An 18,821-nucleotide genomic window follows, 5' to 3' on the forward strand; every position below is an offset into this window, starting at 1 on the left:
GGCGAAGGCTGTGCCTCGCGTAGCGAGGTGAAAGCATGAGCCTCCTAGTAGTTGGGCTCAGTCACCGCAGTGCCCCCGTGAGCGTGCTGGAGCACGCGGCCATCGCCCCCGAGGCGCGCGGCAAGCTGCTCCAGGACACGGTGTCGGCCGAGCCGGCCGCCGAGGCCGCGGTGCTCTCCACCTGCAACCGCATCGAGCTGTACGCCGACGTGGACAAGTTCCACGCCGGTGTCGCCGAGCTGTCCACCCTGCTGGCGCGGCACAGCGGCGCGGGCCTGGACGAGCTGACCCCGTACCTGTACGTGCACTACGAGGACCGGGCCGTCCACCACCTCTTCTCGGTGGCCTGCGGCCTGGACTCGATGGTCGTGGGCGAGGGCCAGATCCTCGGCCAGATCAAGGACGCGCTCGCGGTCGCGCAGGAGCAGCACACCGCGGGCCGGCTGCTGAACGACCTGTTCCAGCAGGCGCTGCGGGTCGGCAAGCGCGCCCACAGCGAGACCGGGATCGACAAGGCGGGCCAGTCGCTGGTCACCTTCGGTCTGGAGCAGCTGGCGGGCGACACCGATGTCGCCGAGTGGGCCCGGGGCAAGCGTGCCCTGGTCATCGGTGCCGGGTCGATGTCGTCGCTGGCCGCCACCACGCTCGTACGGGCCGGGGTGAGCGAACTGGCGGTGGCCAACCGGACGGTGGAGCGCGCCGAGCGGCTGACGCGGATCCTTACCGAGCCGGGCTCGGCGGGCGCGCTGAACGGGCTGACCGCCCGCGCGGTGGCGATGACCGCCGTACAGTCCGAGCTGGCCCTGGCGGACGTCGTGGTGTCCTGTACGGGCGCCACCGGCCTGGTCCTGACCGGCGAGGCGATCGAGACGGCCGCGGAGACCCGCGCCGCCCGGATCGCGGCCGGTGACGGCTACGCCGGGACCGCGGGCGGCTCCGGCAGCGCGGTCGCGCCGGCGCCCGAGCTGGCGCTGCTCGATCTGGCCATGCCGCGCGACATCGACGCCGCCGCCCACCGGACCGAGGGCGTGCGCCTCGTCGACATCGAGTCCCTCGCGGACGCGTCGGCGGACGCTCCGATGGCGGCCGACGTGGACCGGGTGCGCGGCATCGTCTCCGACGAGGTGGCCGCGTTCGGCGCGGCGCAGCGGGCGGCGCACATCACCCCGACGGTGGTCGCGCTGCGCACCATGGCGGCGGACGTCGTGGCGAGCGAGATCGCCCGGCTGGACGGCCGCCTCCCCGACCTCGACGACAAGGAGCGCGCGGAGATCACCCAGACCGTGCGCCGGGTCGTCGACAAACTCCTGCACGCGCCCACCGTGCGGGTCAAGCAGCTGGCCAGCGAACCCGGCGGCGCCGGTTACGCGGACGCACTGCGCGAACTCTTCGACCTCGACCCGCAGACGGTAGCCGCCGTCAGCCGGGCCGACACGCGGGCCGACGGCCCGCACACAGCACGGGAGCGGGCATGACTGACAGCAATCCACGGGCCCTGAGGCTGGGGACGCGGCGCAGCAAGCTCGCCATGGCCCAGTCCGGGATGGTGGCGGACGCGGTGCGCGAGGTCACCGGCCGCCCGGTAGAGCTGGTGGAGATCACCACCTACGGCGACACCTCGCGGGAGCACCTGGCGCAGATAGGCGGCACCGGCGTGTTCGTCTCCGCGCTGCGCGACGCGCTGCTCGACGGGACGATCGACTTCGCCGTGCACTCGCTGAAGGACCTGCCGACCGCGCAGCCCGCCGAGCTGGCGCTGGCCGCCGTACCGCTGCGCGAGGACCCGCGTGACGTGCTGGTGGCGCGCGACGGTCTGACCTTCGAGGAGCTGCCGGACGGTGCCCGGGTGGGTACGGGGTCGCCGCGTCGCATGGCGCAGCTGAACGCCTGGGCGCGTTCGCTGGGCCGGCAGGTGGAGACCGTGCCGATCCGCGGGAACATCGACACCCGTATCGGTTACGTCGAGAAGGGCGAGCTGGACGCGGTCGTGCTGGCCGCGGCCGGGCTGTCCCGGCTCGGCCGGATCGAGGAGGCGACGGAGCACCTGTCGTCCGACATGATTTTGCCCGCCCCCGGCCAGGGGGCCCTGGCGGTGGAGTGCGCCGCGCACAACGCGCAGCTCGCCGCCCAGCTCGCGGAGCTCGACGACCCGTTCACCCGGGCCGCCGTGACCGCCGAGCGTTCCCTGCTCGCCGCCCTGGAGGCCGGCTGCTCCGCACCTGTGGGTGCGCTGGCCGACCTGCAGGCCGACGGGCAGGCTGTCACCGAAATGCGCCTGCGTGGCGTCGTCGGCACGACCGACGGCTCGACGCTGGTGCAGCTGTCCACCACCGGACACGTACCCGCCTCTCTCGGCGACGCGGCGACCCCCGTGAACATGGGGCGCGAACTCGCCGCCGAGATGCTCGCGAAGGGTGCGGCCGGTCTTATGGGGGAGCGAGCACTTTGAGCCCCACCGCCCCGAACCACCCTGCCGCCGGCCAGGTCACCTTCATCGGCGCCGGACCCGGAGACCCGGGCCTGCTGACGTTGCGTGCCGTCGAGGCACTGGCCCGCGCCGACGTGCTGGTCGCCGACCCGCAGGTGCTCGACGTCGTCCGCGCGCATGCGCGTCCGCATGTGGACACGCCGCAGCAGCCCACGGCTGACGAAGCGTCAACCACCGCTGGAGTACCCGCGCTTAGGGACACCACCAATCTTGTCATGTCGGCTGTGCGCACCGGCAAGCGGGTGGTGCGTGCGGTGTCCGGCGACCCCGGACTGGACGCGCACGTCGCCGAGGAGATGCTGGCGTGCGCCGCCGAGGGCGTCGTCTTCGAGGTCGTGCCGGGCATCGCCGCCGCGGTCGGCGTGCCCGCGTACGCCGGTGTGCCGCTGCGCGACGCGGACGGCACGGACGTGCGGTTCATCGACGCGCGGACGGCCGGCGAGCGCTGCTGGACGGAGGTGGGCGCCAGCGACGCGACCGCCGTCGTGTCCACCTCGCTGGACTCGGTGGCCGCGGCGGCCGGCGAGCTGGTCTCGGCGGGCCGTAAGCCCGACACGCCGATGACGGTCACCGTCGCCGGTACGACGACACGCCAGCGGACCTGGAACGCCACCCTCGGGTCGGTCGCCCAGGTGCTGAAGGCCGCGAAGGTGCTGCCGTCGGCGGACGGCGGGCAGCCGGTCATAGCCGTGGTCGGTGAGCGCGGGGCCGCGGCCCGGCGCGACCAGCTCTCGTGGTTCGAGAACAAGCCGCTGTTCGGCTGGCGGGTTCTCGTGCCGCGGACCAAGGAGCAGGCCGCGTCGCTCTCCGACCAGCTCGTCGAGTACGGCGCGGTGCCGCACGAGGTGCCGACCATCGCCGTGGAGCCGCCGCGCACCCCGCAGCAGATGGAGCGCGCGGTCAAGGGCCTGGTCACCGGCCGTTACGAGTGGATCGCCTTCACCTCGGTCAACGCCGTCAAGGCGGTCCGGGAGAAGTTCGAGGAGTACGGTCTTGACGCCCGCGCGTTCGCCGGGATCAAGGTCGCGGCGGTGGGCGAGCAGACCGCCAAGGCGCTGGTCGCCTTCGGTGTGAAGCCCGACCTCGTACCGTCCGGCGAGCAGTCCGCGGCCGGGCTGCTGGAGGACTGGCCGCCGTACGACCCGGTCTTCGACCCGATCGACCGCGTCTTCCTGCCGCGTGCCGACATCGCCACCGAGACGCTGGTGGCGGGCCTGATCGAGCTGGGCTGGGAGGTCGACGACGTCACGGCCTACCGGACCGTACGGGCCTCGCCGCCGCCGCAGGAGACCCGCGAGGCGATCAAGGGCGGCGGGTTCGACGCCGTGCTGTTCACCTCGTCCTCCACGGTGCGCAACCTGGTCGGCATCGCCGGCAAGCCGCACAACGTGACCGTGATCGCCTGTATCGGCCCGGCCACCGCAAAGACCGCCGAGGAGCACGGGCTGCGCGTGGACGTCATGTCGCCCGAGCCGTCGGTGCACAAGTTGGCCGAAGCGCTCGCGGAGTTCGGCGCGGCGCGGCGCGATGCCGCGCTGGAGGCCGGTGACCCGGTCACGCGTCCCAGCGAGCGCCGGCCCGGATCGCGTAGGAGGGCTCGCAGTTGAGCAGCAGTACGTACGGCAACTTCCCCGGCGCCCGGCCGCGCCGGCTGCGCACCACGCCGGCCATGCGCCGGATGGTCGCCGAACACCGCCTGCACCCGGCGGACCTGATCCTGCCCGCGTTCGTGCGGGAGGGGATCTCGGAGCCGGTGCCGATCGGCGCGATGCCGGGCGTGCTGCAGCACACCCGGGACACGCTGCGGAAGGCCGCCGTCGAGGCGGTCGAGGCGGGCGTCGCCGGGATCATGCTGTTCGGCGTGCCGGAGGAAGCGAAGAAGGACGCGGCCGGTACGGCCGGCACGGACCCGGACGGCATCCTCCAGCAGGGCATCCGCGATGTGCGTGCCGAGGTCGGCGACGACCTGGTGATCATGTCGGACCTGTGCCTGGACGAGTACACCGACCACGGCCACTGCGGCGTCCTGGACGCCGAGGGCCGGGTGGACAACGACGCGACGCTGGAGCGCTACGCCGAGATGGCGCAGGTCCAGGCGGACGCGGGCGTCCACGTGGTGGGTCCGAGCGGCATGATGGACGGCCAGGTCGGCGTCATCCGTGACGCGCTGGACCAGACCGGCCACGAGGACGTCTCGATCCTGGCCTACACCGCGAAGTACGCCTCGGCGTTCTTCGGCCCGTTCCGCGAGGCGGTCGGCTCGTCGCTCAAGGGCGACCGCAAGACCTACCAGCAGGACTACGGCAACTCCCGCGAGTCGCTGCGCGAGCTGGCGCTCGACCTCCAGGAGGGCGCCGACATGGTGATGGTCAAGCCGGGCATGCCGTACCTGGACGTGCTGGCGAAGATCGCGGAAGCGGTGGACGTGCCGGTCGCCGCGTACCAGATCTCCGGTGAGTACGCGATGGTCGAGGCCGCCGCCGAGAAGGGCTGGATCGACCGCGACGCGGCGATCCTGGAGGCCCTGACCGGCTTCAAGCGCGCGGGCGCGGACATGATCCTGACCTACTGGGCCACGGAGGTCGCGCGCAAGCTCTAGTTCCCCATCCGTACCTCTGCTGTTGCGGCGTCGCACCCGTGTACCCAACTCCCGTTCGGGGGAGGGAAGAAGCGACGTGACGACAGGGAGGGGTACGGACATGAGGACACGACTGAAGAGATGGCGGCGCTCCGTCGGGAGCGCCGCCGTCTCGCTGTGTGCGGCGGCCGGCCTCGGCGGGGCGCTGGCCACTCCGGCCGCGGCGGCGGCCGGGCCGTCGCCGGTCACCTCGTACACGTACACGAGCGTGGCGGGGGACTACATCGGGCAGGGGAAGGCCGGTACGTACCGGGAGCCGACCGCGAAGATCACCCTGACCGGGGACGCCGGGGCGGTCCGCGTCCGGGTCCAGGGTGCTGAAGACCTGTGGGACATCGACATCGCCGCCCCCAAGGGCGAGCAACTGCGGCCCGGCGTCTACCGGAACGCCGAGCGGGCCGCGTTCCGCACCGGTCGCTCGCCCGGCCTCGACGTCGGCGGCAACGGTCGCGGCTGCAACGAGGTGTACGGGCAGTTCAGCATCGCCCAGATCGCCACGGACGCGTCGGGCGCGGTCACGCTCCTCGACGCCTCGTACACGCAGAAGTGCGAGTCGGCGACGGCCCAGCCGCTGAAGGGGACGGTCAAGTACCGTGCGCTGCCGCTGTCGTACACGTACAAGAGCGACGCGGGCGACTGGGTCGGGCAGGGCAAGTCGGTGACGCACACCGGCGCCACCAGCACCTTCCGGCTGTCGGACAGCTACGGCGGCGGCGTCTCGTTCGGCGTCGAGGGCAAGCGGGAGTATTGGACGGCGGAGTTCCGGCCGCCGACGGGCGAGCGGCTGACCGCCGGGCGTACGTACCAGGTCACCGGCGCGGAAGGCGGCGCCACCCTGGAGGTCTACGGGAACGGGCGTGCCTGCGGGAATGCCACCGGTGAATTCAGCGTGGACCGCCTGTACTTCACCGAGGAAGGCAAGGTGACCGGTCTCTCCGTCCGCTATCGGCAGGTGTGCGGTGGCGGGACGGCCGGGATGTCGGGCACCGTGCATTACGCGGCCTGACGGGCCTGACGGGCCTGACGGGCCTGACGGGCCTGACGGGCCTGACGGGCCTGACGGGCCTGACCGGCCTGACCGGCCTACGCGGCCTGACCGGCCGCCGTACGCGTGTGGTGCGGGCCGCGTCCTCCCGAGGGGCGCGGCCCGCCGTGCGGAGCGGCCGTCAGCGCAGGTCGAAGCTGACCGAACTGGCCTTGTCGTTCATGCCGTCACCGACGTAAGGGACGTACCCGTAGTACGTCTGCTTGGCGCCGCGGAAGTCGCCGTGCTCCCAGAGCGTGATCGGACAGGCCACGCCCTCCACGGAGCTGATGTTGTCGTTGTAGCCCCACTTGGCGAGGCTGTTGAACTCCGGGTAGCGCCAGTTGCAGCCGACGCTGCCGCGCAGCGCCAGCTCGGAGCCGCCGGAGTTGGCGTCGGTCCACATCTTGCCGAGGATCTTGTAGTCGGCCCTGGCGTTGCCGAACCGGTCGGCCTGCGCGCGGGTGGCGAAGCAGCCGCCCTGGCCGGTGTCGACGATGTAGGTGCAGTACTTGCCCTGGGCGGCGGGGGAGGTCTGCGGGGCCGCGGAGGCGGGAGCGGCGGCCGTGGCGGACGCGGTGAGCGCGAGGGCGGCGATGGCCAGCGCGGGTCTGATGACGGGCTTCATGGGGCTCCTTGGTGTGCCGTGCCGTGCTGGGCACGGGCGCGGCGTGGGAGTGGGTGGGTGTGGGCTCGGGCGCGGATGTGGTGGTGGCGGCGCCCGGCCGGGGTGGCGATGTACGAGTGCGAACCAGCAGTCCTCACGCTTGTGTCCGACCTGTCGTACATGCGGGACATAGCGAAGCAGGCCGGGCGGCAGGTGCGGCAGGCCGAGAACCGGTCACTGTCGACGGCGTCCGGTTACCGGGCACGGTCACGGTGGTCGTCGCCGTCCGGTCTCGGCAAGCGGGAGACGGCTCGTCGCATCCCCCGCATCCGCCCCACCCATGACGATTGGCCGGTTCTGTGACTTGTGACCCGTTCGTGGCGTCCCCATAATCACAACGCTCTGCCGCGTCGTGGTGCCCCCTCCCCCACGCACGTCCTGTTCCGGTGGGCGCCCTCGATGTGCACTTGGCATGACCCGGTCACCGCTGGCCGGCGCTGACCGAAGCGGCACCACCCCCTCGGAGAGGACGTCCGTTGACCCGTCACGCGAAGTTCCTGAAGAGATCCGTCGCCCTCGGCGCGGTCGCCTTGGCGGCCCTGTCGCTCCAGACCGGCACCGCCGGCGCCGCCGGTGAGCCGACGCCGTCGAGCAGCACACCCGGCACGAAGGTCGTCGGCGGGGTGCCCGCCGCGCAAGGCGAATTCCCGTTCATGGTGCGGCTGTCCATGGGCTGCGGCGGCGCGCTCTACCGTCCGGACATCGTGCTCACCGCCGCGCACTGCGTGGACGGCAGCGGCAACAACACCTCCATCACCGCCACGGCCGGTGTCGTGGACCTCCAGAGCTCCAGCGCGATCAAGGTCAAGTCCACCAAAGTCCTCCAGGCCCCCGGCTACAACGGCTCCGGCAAGGACTGGGCGCTGATCAAACTCGCCCGCCCGGTCACCAACCTGCCCACCCTCCCCGTCACCACGGACGGCCGCTACGACTCGGGCGACTTCACCGTCGCGGGCTGGGGTGCCACCCGCGAGGGCGGCGGCCAGCAGCGCTACCTGCGCAAGGCGACGGTGCCGTTCGTCGACACCCCCACCTGCCAGCGGGCGTACGGGAGCGCGTACATCCCCGGTGAGGAGATCTGCGCCGGGATCATGTCGACCGGCGGCGTCGACACCTGCCAGGGCGACTCCGGCGGCCCGATGTTCCGCAAGGACAACAACGGCGCCTGGATCCAGGTCGGCATCACCAGCTGGGGCGACGGCTGCGCCCGGCCCGGCAAGCCCGGCGTCTACACGCGGGTGAGCACCTTCGCGAAGGCCATCGCGACCGCGGCGGACCAGCTGCGGCGCTGAGTCCTTCGGGGCGCTCCGGGCCCTTCGGACCCGTACGGGCGGGGCGGCGACATCGCCGCCCCGCCCTTCTGTCTGCCCCTGCCGGAACTTCCGTCTGCCCCCTGCCGGAACCGGTACCGAACCATCCAGATCCGCATACGTCGCCGATCCCGACACGTGGCCCGACAAGTGGCCGGTTTCAGAACCTTGTGCGTCTTTGGGGTGCGTCCACATAATCACAACGCTCCAGTCACGTCGTGGCACTTCCGCCGCAGCAGTTCGCCCCGGTGGTGCTGCCCCGTGCTGCGCAGCACGAGCTGGACATTGGTGTGCCTCCCCGACGCGAGAGGAAAGTCCTTGAAGCGCTCCGCGAGATGTATCAAGAGATCCATAGCCGTTGGTGCCGCCGTGGCGGCGGCGGTCGCCCTCCAGTCGGCAGGCGGCGCCACCGCCGCACCGGCCCCGGCGCCGGCCCCCGGCCAGCAGATCATCGGCGGACCGCCCGCCAAGCAGGGCGAGTTCCCGTTCATGGTGCGGCTCTCGATGGGCTGCGGCGGCTCCCTCATACGGGAGGACGTCGTCCTGACCGCCGCGCACTGCGTGGACGGCAGCGGCCCCAACACCGGCATCACCGTCACCGCGGGCGTCGTGGACCTCCAGAACCCCAAGGCGATCAAGGTGAAGTCCACCGAGGTCGCGCAGGCACCTGGCTATGACGGCAAGGGCAAGGACTGGGCGCTGATCAAGCTCGCGACGCCGATCAAGAACCAGGAGACGCTGCACATCGCGGAGGACGACAACTTCGACCGCGGCACGTTCACCATCGCCGGCTGGGGCGCCAGCCGGGAGAGCGGCCCCCAGCAGCGCTACCTGCGCAAGGCGAAGGTCCCGTTCGTGAACATGACCGCCTGCAAGCAGGCGTACGGCGACCTGCTCACCCCCGGTGAGGAGCTCTGCGCCGGCTTCCTGGCGGAGGGCGGCGTCGACACCTGCCAGGGCGACTCCGGCGGCCCGCTGTTCCGCCGCGACGGGGACGGCGACTGGGTCCAGGTCGGCATCACCAGCTGGGGTGAGGGCTGCGCGCGGCCCGGCAAGCCCGGCGTCTACACGAAGGTGAGCGCCTTCTCCGCACAGATCGAGAAGGCCGCCACCAAGCTGGCGGGCTGACCGGACGCGTCCCGGGCCGCTCGCCGGCCCGGGACGCCTCCGCCACCCAGATCTCTGCAACCCCTTCCCGTGTGTCTCATATCCGGGATACCGTCCCGCATATGAGAACCGGAGAACCGGCCAGTGGTGCCTCCGACGGCACTCAACCCGCCCCCATGGAGTCCCGACTCGCCGCCCGCCTGGCCGAGTTGCGTACGGAGCGCGGCTGGTCGCTCGACGACCTGGCTCGGCGTACGGACGTGAGCCGGTCCACTCTCTCCCGCCTGGAACGGGCCGAGATCAGCCCCACGGCGGCCCTGCTGTCCCGGTTGTGCGCGGCGTACGAACGGCCGATGTCCCGGCTGCTGGCCGAGGTCGAGTCGGAGCCGCCCCAACTCGTACGGGCCGACGCGCAGTCCGTCTGGCACGACGCTCCCTCCGGCTTCACGCGGCGCTCTGTCTCGCCGCCCCACCCCAACCTCCGCGGCGAGATCGTCGAAGCCACGCTGAGCCCCGGCGCCGACATCACCTACGACAGCCCACCGCCCGTCCCCGGCCTGGAACAACACATCTGGCTGCTCGACGGCCAGTTGGAGATCACCACATCCGGTACGGCACACACCCTCACCCCGGGCGACTGCCTCCGCTTCCGCCTCTGGGGCCCCACCCGCTTCCGCAACACGGGCCCCGACACCACGCGCTACGCACTGGTGGTGGTCCTCCCATGACCCACTCCACCACCATCACCCACCTCTCCCCGGAGACCTTCGACAGCAGCCTCCCCGGCCTCGCCGACCTCCTCACCGACACCGTCGCCGACGGCTCCTCCCTGGGCTTCGTCGCCCCCTTCAACCGAGCGGAAGCAACGGCCTGGTGGCGGACCCAACGCCCCGCCGTGTCCGACGGCACCCTCGACATCTGGGTGGCCGAGAGCCCTGCCGGAATCACCGGCACAGTCAGCCTCGCCCACCCGCTCAAACCGAACGGCCGCCACCGCGCCGAGATCGTCAAACTCCTGGTCCACCGGACCGCCCGCGGCCAGGGCCTCGGCCGCACCCTCCTCACCACCGCCGAACAGTCCGCCGCCCGCTCCGGCTTCCGCCTCCTGCTCCTCGACACGGAAACCGCCAGCCCGGCCGACCACCTGTACCGCCGCGCCGGCTGGACCCCGTACGGCACGGTCCCGTCCTATGCGTCGGACCCGGAGGGCGAGCTGCGGGACTGCACGTTCTTTTACAAGGAGGTGGGGGAGGGGGCCGCGCCGGCTCGGCGTCATGCGACGTGCTCGGGGTCAGGCGCTGCACCGTAATCAGCCTCGTGATTCCGGGATGATGCGGCCAGAAGGTGAGGATCGGAATGGGCTTCGGCTGTGTGCCGCCAGGCGGTCAGCGCTTGGGCAACGGAAGCGGTATTGCCCACGGAATCGGCGGCACGCATGGTGTCGACCAGGTTGACGGCGAAGGCGTGAGCATCCGGGTCGGGCAGAAAACGGACCCAGGGAAAGGCATCCGGCAGTATGTCGAGCAGCAAGCCCGTGCGGCCCGGTTCGTGCCGTGCGATGGCGGCCAGCATGCGCGTGGCCGCCGACACGACCGTCCGGTCCTGCTCGGCCCGCGCCGCGGTGGTGAGGACCAGGTCCTCACCGTCTCTGCGGTGCAGTAACAGGTGCGGAGAGTCTCGTAGTCGGTCGAGTGTCTGCTTGTTCTTGTTCACCAGCTCGGAGAAGTTCACGGCCGCCGCGTCATCGGTGCTCATGACTTCGAAAGTACTTTGAAAGTCACGAGGCTGCCATCACCCACGAGAGTGGTCCAGCGCGCTGTCGGTTGACGGACCCAGTGAATGTTCAAGGGCTGTTCAATGAACCTGACTTGATGGCGTCCATGAGGAGGCCGAACTGGGGCCGGGCGGTTGTGACCACCGGGTTCGGGGTTTCGATTTCTCGGATGCGTATGGCGGCATCGGGAAACGCGGCGACGCTCAGACAGTTGCTGGAGTCTGCGCAGTAGGAGGACTTTTGCCAGTGGGTGGACGGCACGGGCAGGCCTTTCAGAGTTCTCGGGCGATGGCGTGGATGAAGTTCCGCGATGCGGCCGGGCCGAGCGCCAGTGCGTGGAGACGGCCGAGGACCGTGCGGTACTTGGCGAGTTGCGCTTCGGTGTCTAGAAGGGCGGGGCCGTGCGACTGGTCGAGTTGCACGGTGTCGAGTCGCGGTACGGGGCCGTGGGCGTACAGCACAGTTTGGCCCGAGCCCGGGTGGGCGCCTGCGGTGAAGGGGATGACGGCGATCGTGATACTGTCCCGCCCACCTGCGTCGAGCAGGTGATTGAGCTGCGCCTTGGTGACAGCAGGTCCGCCGAACTGCATGCGGAGTGCCGCTTCGTGAATGATGGCGGTGTACGGCACCGGAGTGTCCCGATACAGGACCGCTTGGCGTTTGATGCGTAGCGAGAGGCGGTGCTCGATCTCCGGAGGCGGCAGCGCGGGGACGACCTGCTGGAAGACGACGCGGGCGTGGTCCACGGTCTGGAGCAGGCCCGGCAGGCTTGAGGTCTGCGCCGTGCGCAACACGACCGCATGGTGCTCCAGTCCGGCCAGGTCGAGCATCCCGGGCGGCAGGATGCCGCGGTACTCCTCCCACCAGTGGCGGGTGCGGCCACCGGTCATCGCGGCCAAGGCGTCGATGAGGGCTTCGTCCGCGCAGTCGTAGTTGCACGCGAGCGTGCGCACGCGTTCCGCGCTGATGGGCGCGCGGCCGGTCTCGATGTTGCTTATGCGGGCCTGGTTGCCTCCGAGCAGGTGGTCGGGCGTCGGCTGGGAGGCATGCGCGGGACCGTAGGTGTTGACACCGGTGTGAAGGTCAAGGCGCCAGGGTTGTGGCGCCTCGGCCTGCGGGCTACGGGCTCGGCGCCGGCCGTGCGGGGCCGGTCAGGCGGAACCGTACGGAACGGGGCCGGTGGCCGCGACCGCGTACGGCGCCGCGGGAACCTGCTGCATACGGGTCAGCTTGCGGACGAAGAGGGCAGCGGGAACGGCGGAGACGACGTTCAGGAGGTCGGTCAGGGCCGTGAACACCACGACCTGGCGGCTGGTGTCCGGGAACGCCGTTACGTCGATGCCGAAGAGGGCGATACCGATGTAGTCGATGACCTCTGTCAGGACCCACAGCGCCCACCAGGTCCGTACCGGTGCCGTGGAGACCGTACGCCAGGCGCCGTCGGGCGCCGGCTGGGTGCTCGCCTGCCAGGTTTCCCTGGCGACGCGGAACGGCAGCCACAGGTTGGCGACAGGTATGAACCAGGCCCCGATGGCCCAGCCGCGGCCGAGGGTGCACACATCCCGGGTGCAGTGCTCGGCGTTCACGCGGGAGCGGTAGAACCAGATGAGGAAGACGATGCCGGTGGCGAGCAGTGCGGTGGATTGCAAGCCACTGCTCAACGCCTCCAACGCGTCGGCGTGTTCGGCATCCTGTTCGGTGAGGACGGTCAGGTCGTCCAACAGCGCGAAGGCGTGGACGTCCTTGAAGAGCGCGAACAGGCCTGTGGCGATGACCAGGCAGAACAGTACGGTGAGGGCCTTGGCGAGGCCCCAGGTCGGCCGGAGGGCCGGGCCGCCGGTGGGCGGGAAACCGTCGGGCGGCGGGAAACCGGGGGGCGGAGGACCGACGGGTATGTGAGACATGGCTGAGTAACTCCCCTGAACATGAAAATGCCCGCCTTGGGGCGGGAGGGAGAGGAATTTACGGGATGGGGGGTGGCTCGGCAAATGGGTTCGGGATTGCGGCTGCCCCGGCCGGAAGCCATGGCCGGGGCAGCGAGAGGTCACGAAGAGCGGTTGGGCAGCGGGGCGGGGTCAGGCCGGGGCGACCGCCTCGGCCATCACGGTGGCCGTCTTGATGACGAGCGGGGTATCGCCTGAGGCGGTGGGTTGCGTCGGCTTGTGGGTGAAGACGGCGAGGACGATCGGGGTGCCGTCGGGCATCCAGGCCACACCCGCGTCGTTGCTCGTCCCGTACGTGCTGCCGCCGCCGGACTTGTCCGCCACCTTCCAGTCCTTCGGCAGCCCCGCGCGGAAACGTTCCACGCTGGTGGTGCTGCGCAGCAGCCAGTCGGTCAGGAGGGCGCGGTCCGGGCTGTTCAGGGCGTTGCCGAGGACGAGCCGGCGGTAGGTGCGGGCGACGGCGTACGGGGAGGTGGTGTCCGTACGGCGGTCCGGTTCGCCGGAGTTCAGCTCGGGCTCCCAGCGGTCGAGGCGGGTCACCGGGTCGCCGAGGGACCGGCAGAAGCGGGTGACGGCGGTCGGGCCGCCCAGCTCGCGCAGGAGGAGGTTGGCGGCGCAGTTGTCGCTGTACCGGACCGCCGCGTCGCACAGGTCCCGTACGGACATGCCGTCGGCGACGTGCTGGGACGTGATGGGCACATGGCCGGCCTTGCGTACGTCGGCCTCGGTGTAGTGGATGACGCGGGACAGCTGGGTGCCGTCGTGGTCGAGGTCGCGCAGCACGGCCGCGACGGCGAGCCCCTTGAAGACGGAGCACATGGGGAAACGTTCGTGGGCGCGGTGGAGCAGGGTGGCGCCGGTGGCGAGGTTCAGGGCGAAGACGCCGATCCGGGCCTGGTGTTCCCGTTCCAGTTCGCGCAGGCGGCGGGTGGCGGGCGTGGCGGTGGGGCCGGCGGGGCCGGACGGGGTGGCGCTCGCCGTGGTGGTGCCCAGGGCGAGCGCGCCGCCCAGGCCGAGGCCGAGGCCGGTGCCGAGTACGGAACGCCGGGTGAGAGACGGCGTGGGTTTGCGCATGGTGTGTCCTTTCCCCAGTCCCCCGGTTGGTTGTTGCTGGTGGGGACGTTGGGGGTGGAGGGGTTGGTTGCGTAAGCCCGGTGGTCCGGTGGTCCGCTGGTTCGGTGGCCCGGTAGGCCGGTAGGTCGTCGGCAGGCCTGTCAGAGGGCGTTGTCCAGCTCGCTCTGCCAGTACGTGACCTGGGCGGAGTCGTCGATGTACGTGCCCTTCGGCAGCTTGGGGTGGGCCGGGCGCTCGGCGTAGCTGCCGTCCCGGTTCGCGAAGAACATGTCCAGGCTGTGCACCGTCCTGCCGCCCTCGGCCTCCCCGGTGGCGTCCGACGTGCGCACCGCCGCGTACGCGGACCGGCCCGGCTCGACGGACACCACGGACTGCGGCTTGCTGCTCTGGAGGACGTCGGTAGGTGCCTGGGCGTCGTCGAAGCGGAGGGCCGGGTAGTGGTACGCGTCGCAGCGGGTCGAGCCGGTGTTGGTGAGGGTGAGGAGGAGGTGATTGATGGGGCGGCTGAGCTTGGAGACGGTCACCTTGGTGTTGGCCGCGGTGCAGGCGGACGGCTTCCCGCCCGTGGAGGTGCCGTGCTTGCCGCCGGAACCGGTCCTGGCGGGAGTCGCCTGCGAGCCGTGACCGCCCTGCGAACCCGCGCCGGAGGGGGCCTTGGCCGCCGGGCCCGTACCGCCCGAGGCGTCCGCGGAACCGGCACCGGCGCCGGAACCGGCCGAGGAGTCCTGGCCGGCGGGGACCGGGCCGGCCGAGGCCACGGGCTGTGCGGCCCCGGCGGCCTTCTTGCCGTCCTCGGCGCCGCCGCAGGCGGTCAGGGAGAGGGCGGCGGCGACGGCCGCGGCGGAGGCGGCGACCCGGGCGGTACGGGTGGAGAAGAGACGCGAACGCATGGGTGGTGCTCCCCGTGAGGTCATGGGACTGGAATGGGACGGAACGTTTGATCGGGCGCGGTCAGAAGCTGTGGAGGACGGCCGCGATGACGACGACACAGGCGGTCAGTACGCCCAGTGCCGCGAAGTCGGCCGGTTCGAGAGGACAGCGGAAACGGATCCGCACGGCTGCTCCCCGGTAAGGCCCTGGTCAGGGCGTCGTCGGTGATCACAGCCTGGGCGACGGTCCGTCCCGGCCGCAACGGCTGTCCGCGGATCCGGGACGCTGGAACGATTGCGCGTACTCTGACCTGGGGGAATGGGGGCTCCCTGGAACGGGGTTCCGGGACGGGCAGGAGGGGAAACGGTGAGCACGGCTTCCGGCACGGACGGTTTCGCGGCACTGCTGCGCACGTTGAAGACGAGGTCAGGGCTGAGTTACGGCGCCCTGGCCAAACGCCTGCACATGAGTACGTCCACGCTGCACCGCTACTGCAACGGCGACGCGGTGCCGACGGATTACGCGCCCGTGGAGCGGCTGGCCCGGGTGTGCGGCGCGCGGCCGGAGGAACTGGTCGAGCTGCACCGCCGGTGGATCCTGGCGGACGCTGCGCGGGGGCGGCGGACGGCGGCGGAGGACGAGAAGGCGGCGGAGGCGGGGCCGGAGGCTGCTGTACCCGAGTCGGTACCGGAGCCCGAGTCCGAGCCGGGCCCCGACCCCGTACCGGCTACCGGGCCAGCCCCCGAGCCGGGCCCCGACCCCGTACCGGCTACCGGGCCAGCCCCCGAGCCGACTTCCACTCCCGCCTCCGCGCAAACCCTTGCCCCCACGGCACCCCCCACCCCCACCCCCACCCCCACACCCACACCAGCCCCCACTTCCACAACTCCCACCACCCGCTCCACCCGCTCCACTCGCCCCACCCGCCCCACCCGCCCCAAACTCCGCCTGGCCCTGGCAGCCGCCGCCGTCGTCGCGCTGGCCGTGCCCGTCATCGTCGTCAGCGCCTCCTCCTCGGGACCGGACCGGTCGGCCCCGGCCGGGACGGAGGTGGCCGACCGGTCGGCCCACGGCGGGCGCGGGCCGGTGCCGGACGGCGGGGCCTCCGGCACGCCGTCCCCGTCCGCGTCGGCGTCCGCTTCCGGGGCGGCCGACGCGCCGGTGCGGGGCAGGGCGGCGGACACCGCGAGCCCGTCCGAAGGCGCGTCCGGCGGCCCGTCCGAGGAGGGGGAGGGCAAGGGCGAGGCGGGCGGCAGCAGTGGCGAAAGCAGCGGGACACCGCTCACCGTCGATGTCCGTACGAACAACTGGGACGACCCCTGCGACCGCTGGTACCTGCTCGACAAGCCGCCCACCGAGGTCCCGCCGCCGCCCACCGGGGTGAGCGCGCGCGGCTGGGCGAACGCGCTCGGCGGGGTGCCCGGTGGCCACCTCAGGGTGGCGCTGGCCGTGCAGGGCACCAGCGACCAGGCCGTCGTCCTGCACTCGCTCACCGTACGGACCACCACGCGTACGGCGTCGGCAGCGGGGTCGGCGTACTCCATGGGCGACGGCTGCGGCGGCGGGCTCACCCCGGCCTCGTTCGACGTCGGCCTGGACGCGGCGCAGCCGGTGACACGGCCGGTGGGCGGCGAGCAGGGGGACCGGAAAATCCCGGCGACCGACTTCCCGTTCAAGGTCTCGGCGTCCGACCCGCAGATGCTGTACGTGGACGCGCACGCGGAGGCGAACGACGTCAGCTGGTACCTGGAGCTGGAGTGGAGCAGTGGTGGGCGGCGCGGCACGCTGCGCCTGGACGACCACGGCAAGCCGTTCCGTACGAGCGCGATACAGGGACATCCGCAGTACATCTACCGGTGGGACCAGAACGCCTGGGCCCCCTACGGGAGCTGACCGAGGCCGACCGAAGAACCGGTCCCTACGGGAACCGGCCCCTACGGGAACCGGCCCCTACGGGAATCGGGCTCGCGCACTGCGGAAGGCCCCGCCGGAACATCCGTTCCGGCGGGGCCTCCCTCGTACATGCCCGGGGGCGTCAGAGCCGCTCGGGCGTCCGGATGCCCAGCAGCGCCATGCCGCGGTGCAGTGTGCGGGCCGTCAGCTCGCACAGGAACAGACGGTTCTCCACCTGCTCGTTGCCGCCCTCGGCCTTCAGGACCGGGCACTGGTCGTAGAAGGTCGTGTAGAGAGAGGCGAGCTGGTAGAGGTACGCGGCCAGCTTGTGGGGCTCGTAACCGGCCGCCGCCTCCGCCACGACCTCACCGAACTGGTCCAGGTGCAGGCCCAGCGCGCGCTCCGCGGGGGCCAGCTCCAGTTCCGGGTGGGCCTTGGGCGCGGCGTCCCCGGCGCGGCGGAAGATGGACTGCACACGGGCGTACGCGTACTGGATGTACACGCTGGTGTCGCCGTTGAGCGAGACCATCTGGTCCAGGTCGAACTTGTAGTCGCGGGAGGCCGAGGTGGACAGGTCCGCGTACTTCACGGCGCCGATGCCGACCTGGAAGCCGTTCTCGGTGATCTCCTGCTCGGTCAGGCCGATGTTCTCGCCCTTCTCCCGTACGACGGCGGTCGCCCGCTCCACCGCCTCGTCGAGCAGGTCCACCAGCCGCACCGTCTCGCCCTCACGGGTCTTGAACGGCTTGCCGTCCTTGCCGAGGACGGTGCCGAAGGCGAGCTGTACGGGCTCGACGTCGTCGCCCAGCCAGCCGGCCCGGCGGGCGGTCTCGAAGACCATCTTGAAGTGCAGCGACTGGCGGGCGTCGACCACGTACAGCAGGGTCGTGGCGCCGAGGCCCTGCACGCGGTCGCGGATGGCCGACAGGTCGGTGGCCGCGTAGCCGTAGCCGCCGTTGGACTTCTTGACGATCAGCGGGGTCGGGTTGCCGTCCGGGCCCTTGACGTCGTCGAAGAAGACACAGAGCGCGCCGTCGGAGCGGACCGCCACGCCGGACTCCTCCAGGAGGCGGCAGGTCTCCTCCAGCATCGCGTTGTAGCCGGATTCGCCGACCACGTCCGCGTCCCGGATCTCCATGTCGAGCTTGTTGAAGACCGAGTAGAAGTAGACCTTCGACTCGTCGACGAAGCGCTGCCACAGGGCGAGCGTCTCCTCGTCGCCGGCCTGGAGGTCGACGACGCGGCGGCGGGCGCGGTCCTTGAACTCCTCGTCGGAGTCGAAGAGCGCGCGGGACGCCTTGTAGAGGCGGTTGAGGTTCGACATGGCCTCTTCGCCGGAGGTCTCGGCGGAGGAGGCGTCGCTCTTGTGGTCGAGCTCGTGCGGGTGCTCGATCAGGTACTGGATGAGCATGCCGAACTGGGTGCCCCAGTCGCCGATGTGGTGGCGGCGGACCACCTTCTCGCCGGTGAACTCCAGGATCTCGACCATCGCGGCACCGATCACGGCGGAGCGCAGGTGGCCGACGTGCATCTCCTTGGCGACATTCGGCTGCGCGTAGTCGATGACCGTGGTGCCCGGGTTGTCGGCGTACGGGACGCCGAGGCGGTCGTCGGCGGCGCGCGCGGCCAGCGTCCGGACGATCGCCTCGTCGGAGACGGTGATGTTCAGGAAGCCGGGCCCGGAGACCTCGATCTCCTTGATCACGTCACCGGCGGCGAGCTGCCCGACGACCTGGGAGGCCAGCTCCCGGGGGTTGCCCTTGAGCTTCTTGGCCAGCGCCAGCATGCCGTTGGCCTGGAAGTCGGCCCGGTCGCTTCGTCGCAGCAGCGGGTCCGCGGCGCCGGCCTCCGGCAGGGCTGCCGAGAGGGCGTCCGCGACGCGCTGGTTGACCGTGGCTGCGAGGGAAGGGACCGATGTCATGGAATGAAGGCCGTTCCGTTGGTGTGGAAAGGGTTTGCCACCGAGTATCCCACGGCGGTTCCATCGGTTTTCCACAGGGAAAAACCGGCGGCGGCGCCGTCTGGGAGAATGG

18 protein-coding genes are annotated in these 18,821 nt (G+C 71.3%); 10 read left to right on the top strand and 8 right to left on the bottom strand.

Going from position 1 to position 18,821, the window contains the following annotated elements:
- Window positions 1–35 precede the first annotated feature (35 nt).
- From OEIGOIKO_RS22410 to OEIGOIKO_RS22430, 5 genes are all read left to right on the top strand, one after another.
- Window positions 36–1,475 carry a glutamyl-tRNA reductase gene (locus OEIGOIKO_RS22410; RefSeq protein ID WP_125055535.1) on the top strand — a complete coding sequence of 480 codons (1,440 nt, stop codon included), beginning with the start codon at window positions 36–38 and terminating at the stop codon, window positions 1,473–1,475.
- Window positions 1,472–2,449 (top strand): hydroxymethylbilane synthase, encoded by a 978-nt coding sequence (gene hemC / locus OEIGOIKO_RS22415; protein ID WP_125055536.1) that lies wholly within the window; start codon window positions 1,472–1,474, stop codon window positions 2,447–2,449. Before OEIGOIKO_RS22410 ends, hemC begins: the two co-directional genes overlap by 4 nt.
- On the top strand, window positions 2,446–4,095 hold the full coding sequence (locus OEIGOIKO_RS22420; protein WP_125055537.1) for a bifunctional uroporphyrinogen-III C-methyltransferase/uroporphyrinogen-III synthase: 1,650 nt from the start codon (window positions 2,446–2,448) through the stop codon (window positions 4,093–4,095). Before hemC ends, OEIGOIKO_RS22420 begins: the two co-directional genes overlap by 4 nt.
- Window positions 4,092–5,087 carry a porphobilinogen synthase gene (gene hemB / locus OEIGOIKO_RS22425; protein WP_031008396.1) on the top strand — a complete coding sequence of 332 codons (996 nt, stop codon included), beginning with the start codon at window positions 4,092–4,094 and terminating at the stop codon, window positions 5,085–5,087. Before OEIGOIKO_RS22420 ends, hemB begins: the two co-directional genes overlap by 4 nt.
- 100 nt (window positions 5,088–5,187) lie before the next feature.
- Entirely contained in the window at window positions 5,188–6,132 is a 945-nt protein-coding gene (locus OEIGOIKO_RS22430; protein ID WP_125055538.1) for a hypothetical protein, read from the top strand.
- 160 nt (window positions 6,133–6,292) lie between these two features.
- Here the strand turns inward: OEIGOIKO_RS22430 and OEIGOIKO_RS22440 are convergent, their stop codons facing one another.
- Complete coding sequence (locus OEIGOIKO_RS22440) at window positions 6,293–6,778, bottom strand: hypothetical protein (RefSeq protein WP_125055539.1); 486 nt, start codon at window positions 6,776–6,778, stop codon at window positions 6,293–6,295.
- A gap of 515 nt (window positions 6,779–7,293) precedes the next feature.
- Here OEIGOIKO_RS22440 and OEIGOIKO_RS22445 point away from each other — a divergent pair.
- The 4 genes from OEIGOIKO_RS22445 to OEIGOIKO_RS22460 all read left to right on the top strand — a co-directional run bounded on the left by OEIGOIKO_RS22445 (window position 7,294) and on the right by OEIGOIKO_RS22460 (window position 10,543).
- Window positions 7,294–8,109 carry a S1 family peptidase gene (locus tag OEIGOIKO_RS22445; RefSeq protein WP_125055540.1) on the top strand — a complete coding sequence of 272 codons (816 nt, stop codon included), beginning with the start codon at window positions 7,294–7,296 and terminating at the stop codon, window positions 8,107–8,109.
- A gap of 336 nt (window positions 8,110–8,445) precedes the next feature.
- Window positions 8,446–9,255 carry a S1 family peptidase gene (locus OEIGOIKO_RS22450; protein WP_125055541.1) on the top strand — a complete coding sequence of 270 codons (810 nt, stop codon included), beginning with the start codon at window positions 8,446–8,448 and terminating at the stop codon, window positions 9,253–9,255.
- 101 nt (window positions 9,256–9,356) lie between these two features.
- A complete protein-coding gene (locus OEIGOIKO_RS22455; RefSeq protein WP_170251813.1) occupies window positions 9,357–9,962 on the top strand; it encodes a helix-turn-helix domain-containing protein in 606 nt (201 codons plus the stop codon).
- Window positions 9,959–10,543: a GNAT family N-acetyltransferase gene (locus OEIGOIKO_RS22460; protein ID WP_125055542.1), complete on the top strand. Its 585-nt coding sequence runs from the start codon at window positions 9,959–9,961 to the stop codon at window positions 10,541–10,543. Before OEIGOIKO_RS22455 ends, OEIGOIKO_RS22460 begins: the two co-directional genes overlap by 4 nt.
- Here OEIGOIKO_RS22460 and OEIGOIKO_RS22465 read toward each other — a convergent pair.
- The 6 genes from OEIGOIKO_RS22465 to OEIGOIKO_RS22490 all read right to left on the bottom strand — a co-directional run bounded on the left by OEIGOIKO_RS22465 (window position 10,507) and on the right by OEIGOIKO_RS22490 (window position 14,915).
- The gene (locus tag OEIGOIKO_RS22465) at window positions 10,507–10,989 is read right to left on the bottom strand and encodes a hypothetical protein (protein ID WP_125055543.1); all 483 of its coding nucleotides are present in this window, start codon (window positions 10,987–10,989) and stop codon (window positions 10,507–10,509) included. The genes OEIGOIKO_RS22460 and OEIGOIKO_RS22465 overlap by 37 nt on opposite strands.
- A gap of 88 nt (window positions 10,990–11,077) precedes the next feature.
- Window positions 11,078–11,269, bottom strand: coding sequence for a DUF397 domain-containing protein (locus OEIGOIKO_RS43970; RefSeq protein ID WP_170251815.1), 192 nt, complete (start codon window positions 11,267–11,269; stop codon window positions 11,078–11,080).
- A gap of 11 nt (window positions 11,270–11,280) precedes the next feature.
- Window positions 11,281–11,961 (bottom strand): DUF5753 domain-containing protein, encoded by a 681-nt coding sequence (locus OEIGOIKO_RS22475; RefSeq protein ID WP_307721240.1) that lies wholly within the window; start codon window positions 11,959–11,961, stop codon window positions 11,281–11,283.
- Between the two features lie 198 nt (window positions 11,962–12,159).
- Window positions 12,160–12,912: a DUF4328 domain-containing protein gene (locus OEIGOIKO_RS22480; RefSeq protein WP_125055545.1), complete on the bottom strand. Its 753-nt coding sequence runs from the start codon at window positions 12,910–12,912 to the stop codon at window positions 12,160–12,162.
- Between the two features lie 171 nt (window positions 12,913–13,083).
- Entirely contained in the window at window positions 13,084–14,025 is a 942-nt protein-coding gene (gene bla / locus OEIGOIKO_RS22485) for a class A beta-lactamase (protein ID WP_125055546.1), read from the bottom strand.
- A 140-nt stretch (window positions 14,026–14,165) separates the two neighbouring features.
- A complete protein-coding gene (locus tag OEIGOIKO_RS22490) occupies window positions 14,166–14,915 on the bottom strand; it encodes a DUF4232 domain-containing protein (RefSeq protein WP_125055547.1) in 750 nt (249 codons plus the stop codon).
- Between the two features lie 298 nt (window positions 14,916–15,213).
- On the opposite strand from OEIGOIKO_RS22490, the gene OEIGOIKO_RS22495 reads away from it, so the two are divergent.
- A complete protein-coding gene (locus OEIGOIKO_RS22495) occupies window positions 15,214–16,788 on the top strand; it encodes a helix-turn-helix domain-containing protein (protein ID WP_125055548.1) in 1,575 nt (524 codons plus the stop codon).
- A gap of 142 nt (window positions 16,789–16,930) precedes the next feature.
- Here OEIGOIKO_RS22495 and argS read toward each other — a convergent pair whose 3' ends face one another.
- A complete protein-coding gene (gene argS, locus OEIGOIKO_RS22500; RefSeq protein ID WP_125055549.1) occupies window positions 16,931–18,709 on the bottom strand; it encodes an arginine--tRNA ligase in 1,779 nt (592 codons plus the stop codon).
- Between the last annotated feature and the right edge of the window lie 112 nt (window positions 18,710–18,821).

It is taken from the genome of Streptomyces paromomycinus (genome assembly GCF_003865155.1).
Taxonomy (GTDB): Bacteria; Actinomycetota; Actinomycetes; order Streptomycetales; family Streptomycetaceae; genus Streptomyces; species Streptomyces chrestomyceticus.

Coding starts and splice junctions, on each gene's coding strand:
- OEIGOIKO_RS22410 (WP_125055535.1), top strand. CDS start 36: ATGAGCCTCCTAGTAGTTGGGCTCAGTCACCGCAGTGCCCCCGTGAGC.
- hemC (WP_125055536.1), top strand. CDS start 1,472: ATGACTGACAGCAATCCACGGGCCCTGAGGCTGGGGACGCGGCGCAGC.
- OEIGOIKO_RS22430 (WP_125055538.1), top strand. CDS start 5,188: ATGAGGACACGACTGAAGAGATGGCGGCGCTCCGTCGGGAGCGCCGCC.
- OEIGOIKO_RS22440 (WP_125055539.1), bottom strand. CDS start 6,778: ATGAAGCCCGTCATCAGACCCGCGCTGGCCATCGCCGCCCTCGCGCTC.
- OEIGOIKO_RS22455 (WP_170251813.1), top strand. CDS start 9,357: ATGAGAACCGGAGAACCGGCCAGTGGTGCCTCCGACGGCACTCAACCC.
- OEIGOIKO_RS22460 (WP_125055542.1), top strand. CDS start 9,959: ATGACCCACTCCACCACCATCACCCACCTCTCCCCGGAGACCTTCGAC.
- OEIGOIKO_RS22465 (WP_125055543.1), bottom strand. CDS start 10,989: ATGAGCACCGATGACGCGGCGGCCGTGAACTTCTCCGAGCTGGTGAAC.
- OEIGOIKO_RS22480 (WP_125055545.1), bottom strand. CDS start 12,912: ATGTCTCACATACCCGTCGGTCCTCCGCCCCCCGGTTTCCCGCCGCCC.
- bla (WP_125055546.1), bottom strand. CDS start 14,025: ATGCGCAAACCCACGCCGTCTCTCACCCGGCGTTCCGTACTCGGCACC.
- OEIGOIKO_RS22490 (WP_125055547.1), bottom strand. CDS start 14,915: ATGCGTTCGCGTCTCTTCTCCACCCGTACCGCCCGGGTCGCCGCCTCC.
- OEIGOIKO_RS22495 (WP_125055548.1), top strand. CDS start 15,214: ATGGGGGCTCCCTGGAACGGGGTTCCGGGACGGGCAGGAGGGGAAACG.
- argS (WP_125055549.1), bottom strand. CDS start 18,709: ATGACATCGGTCCCTTCCCTCGCAGCCACGGTCAACCAGCGCGTCGCG.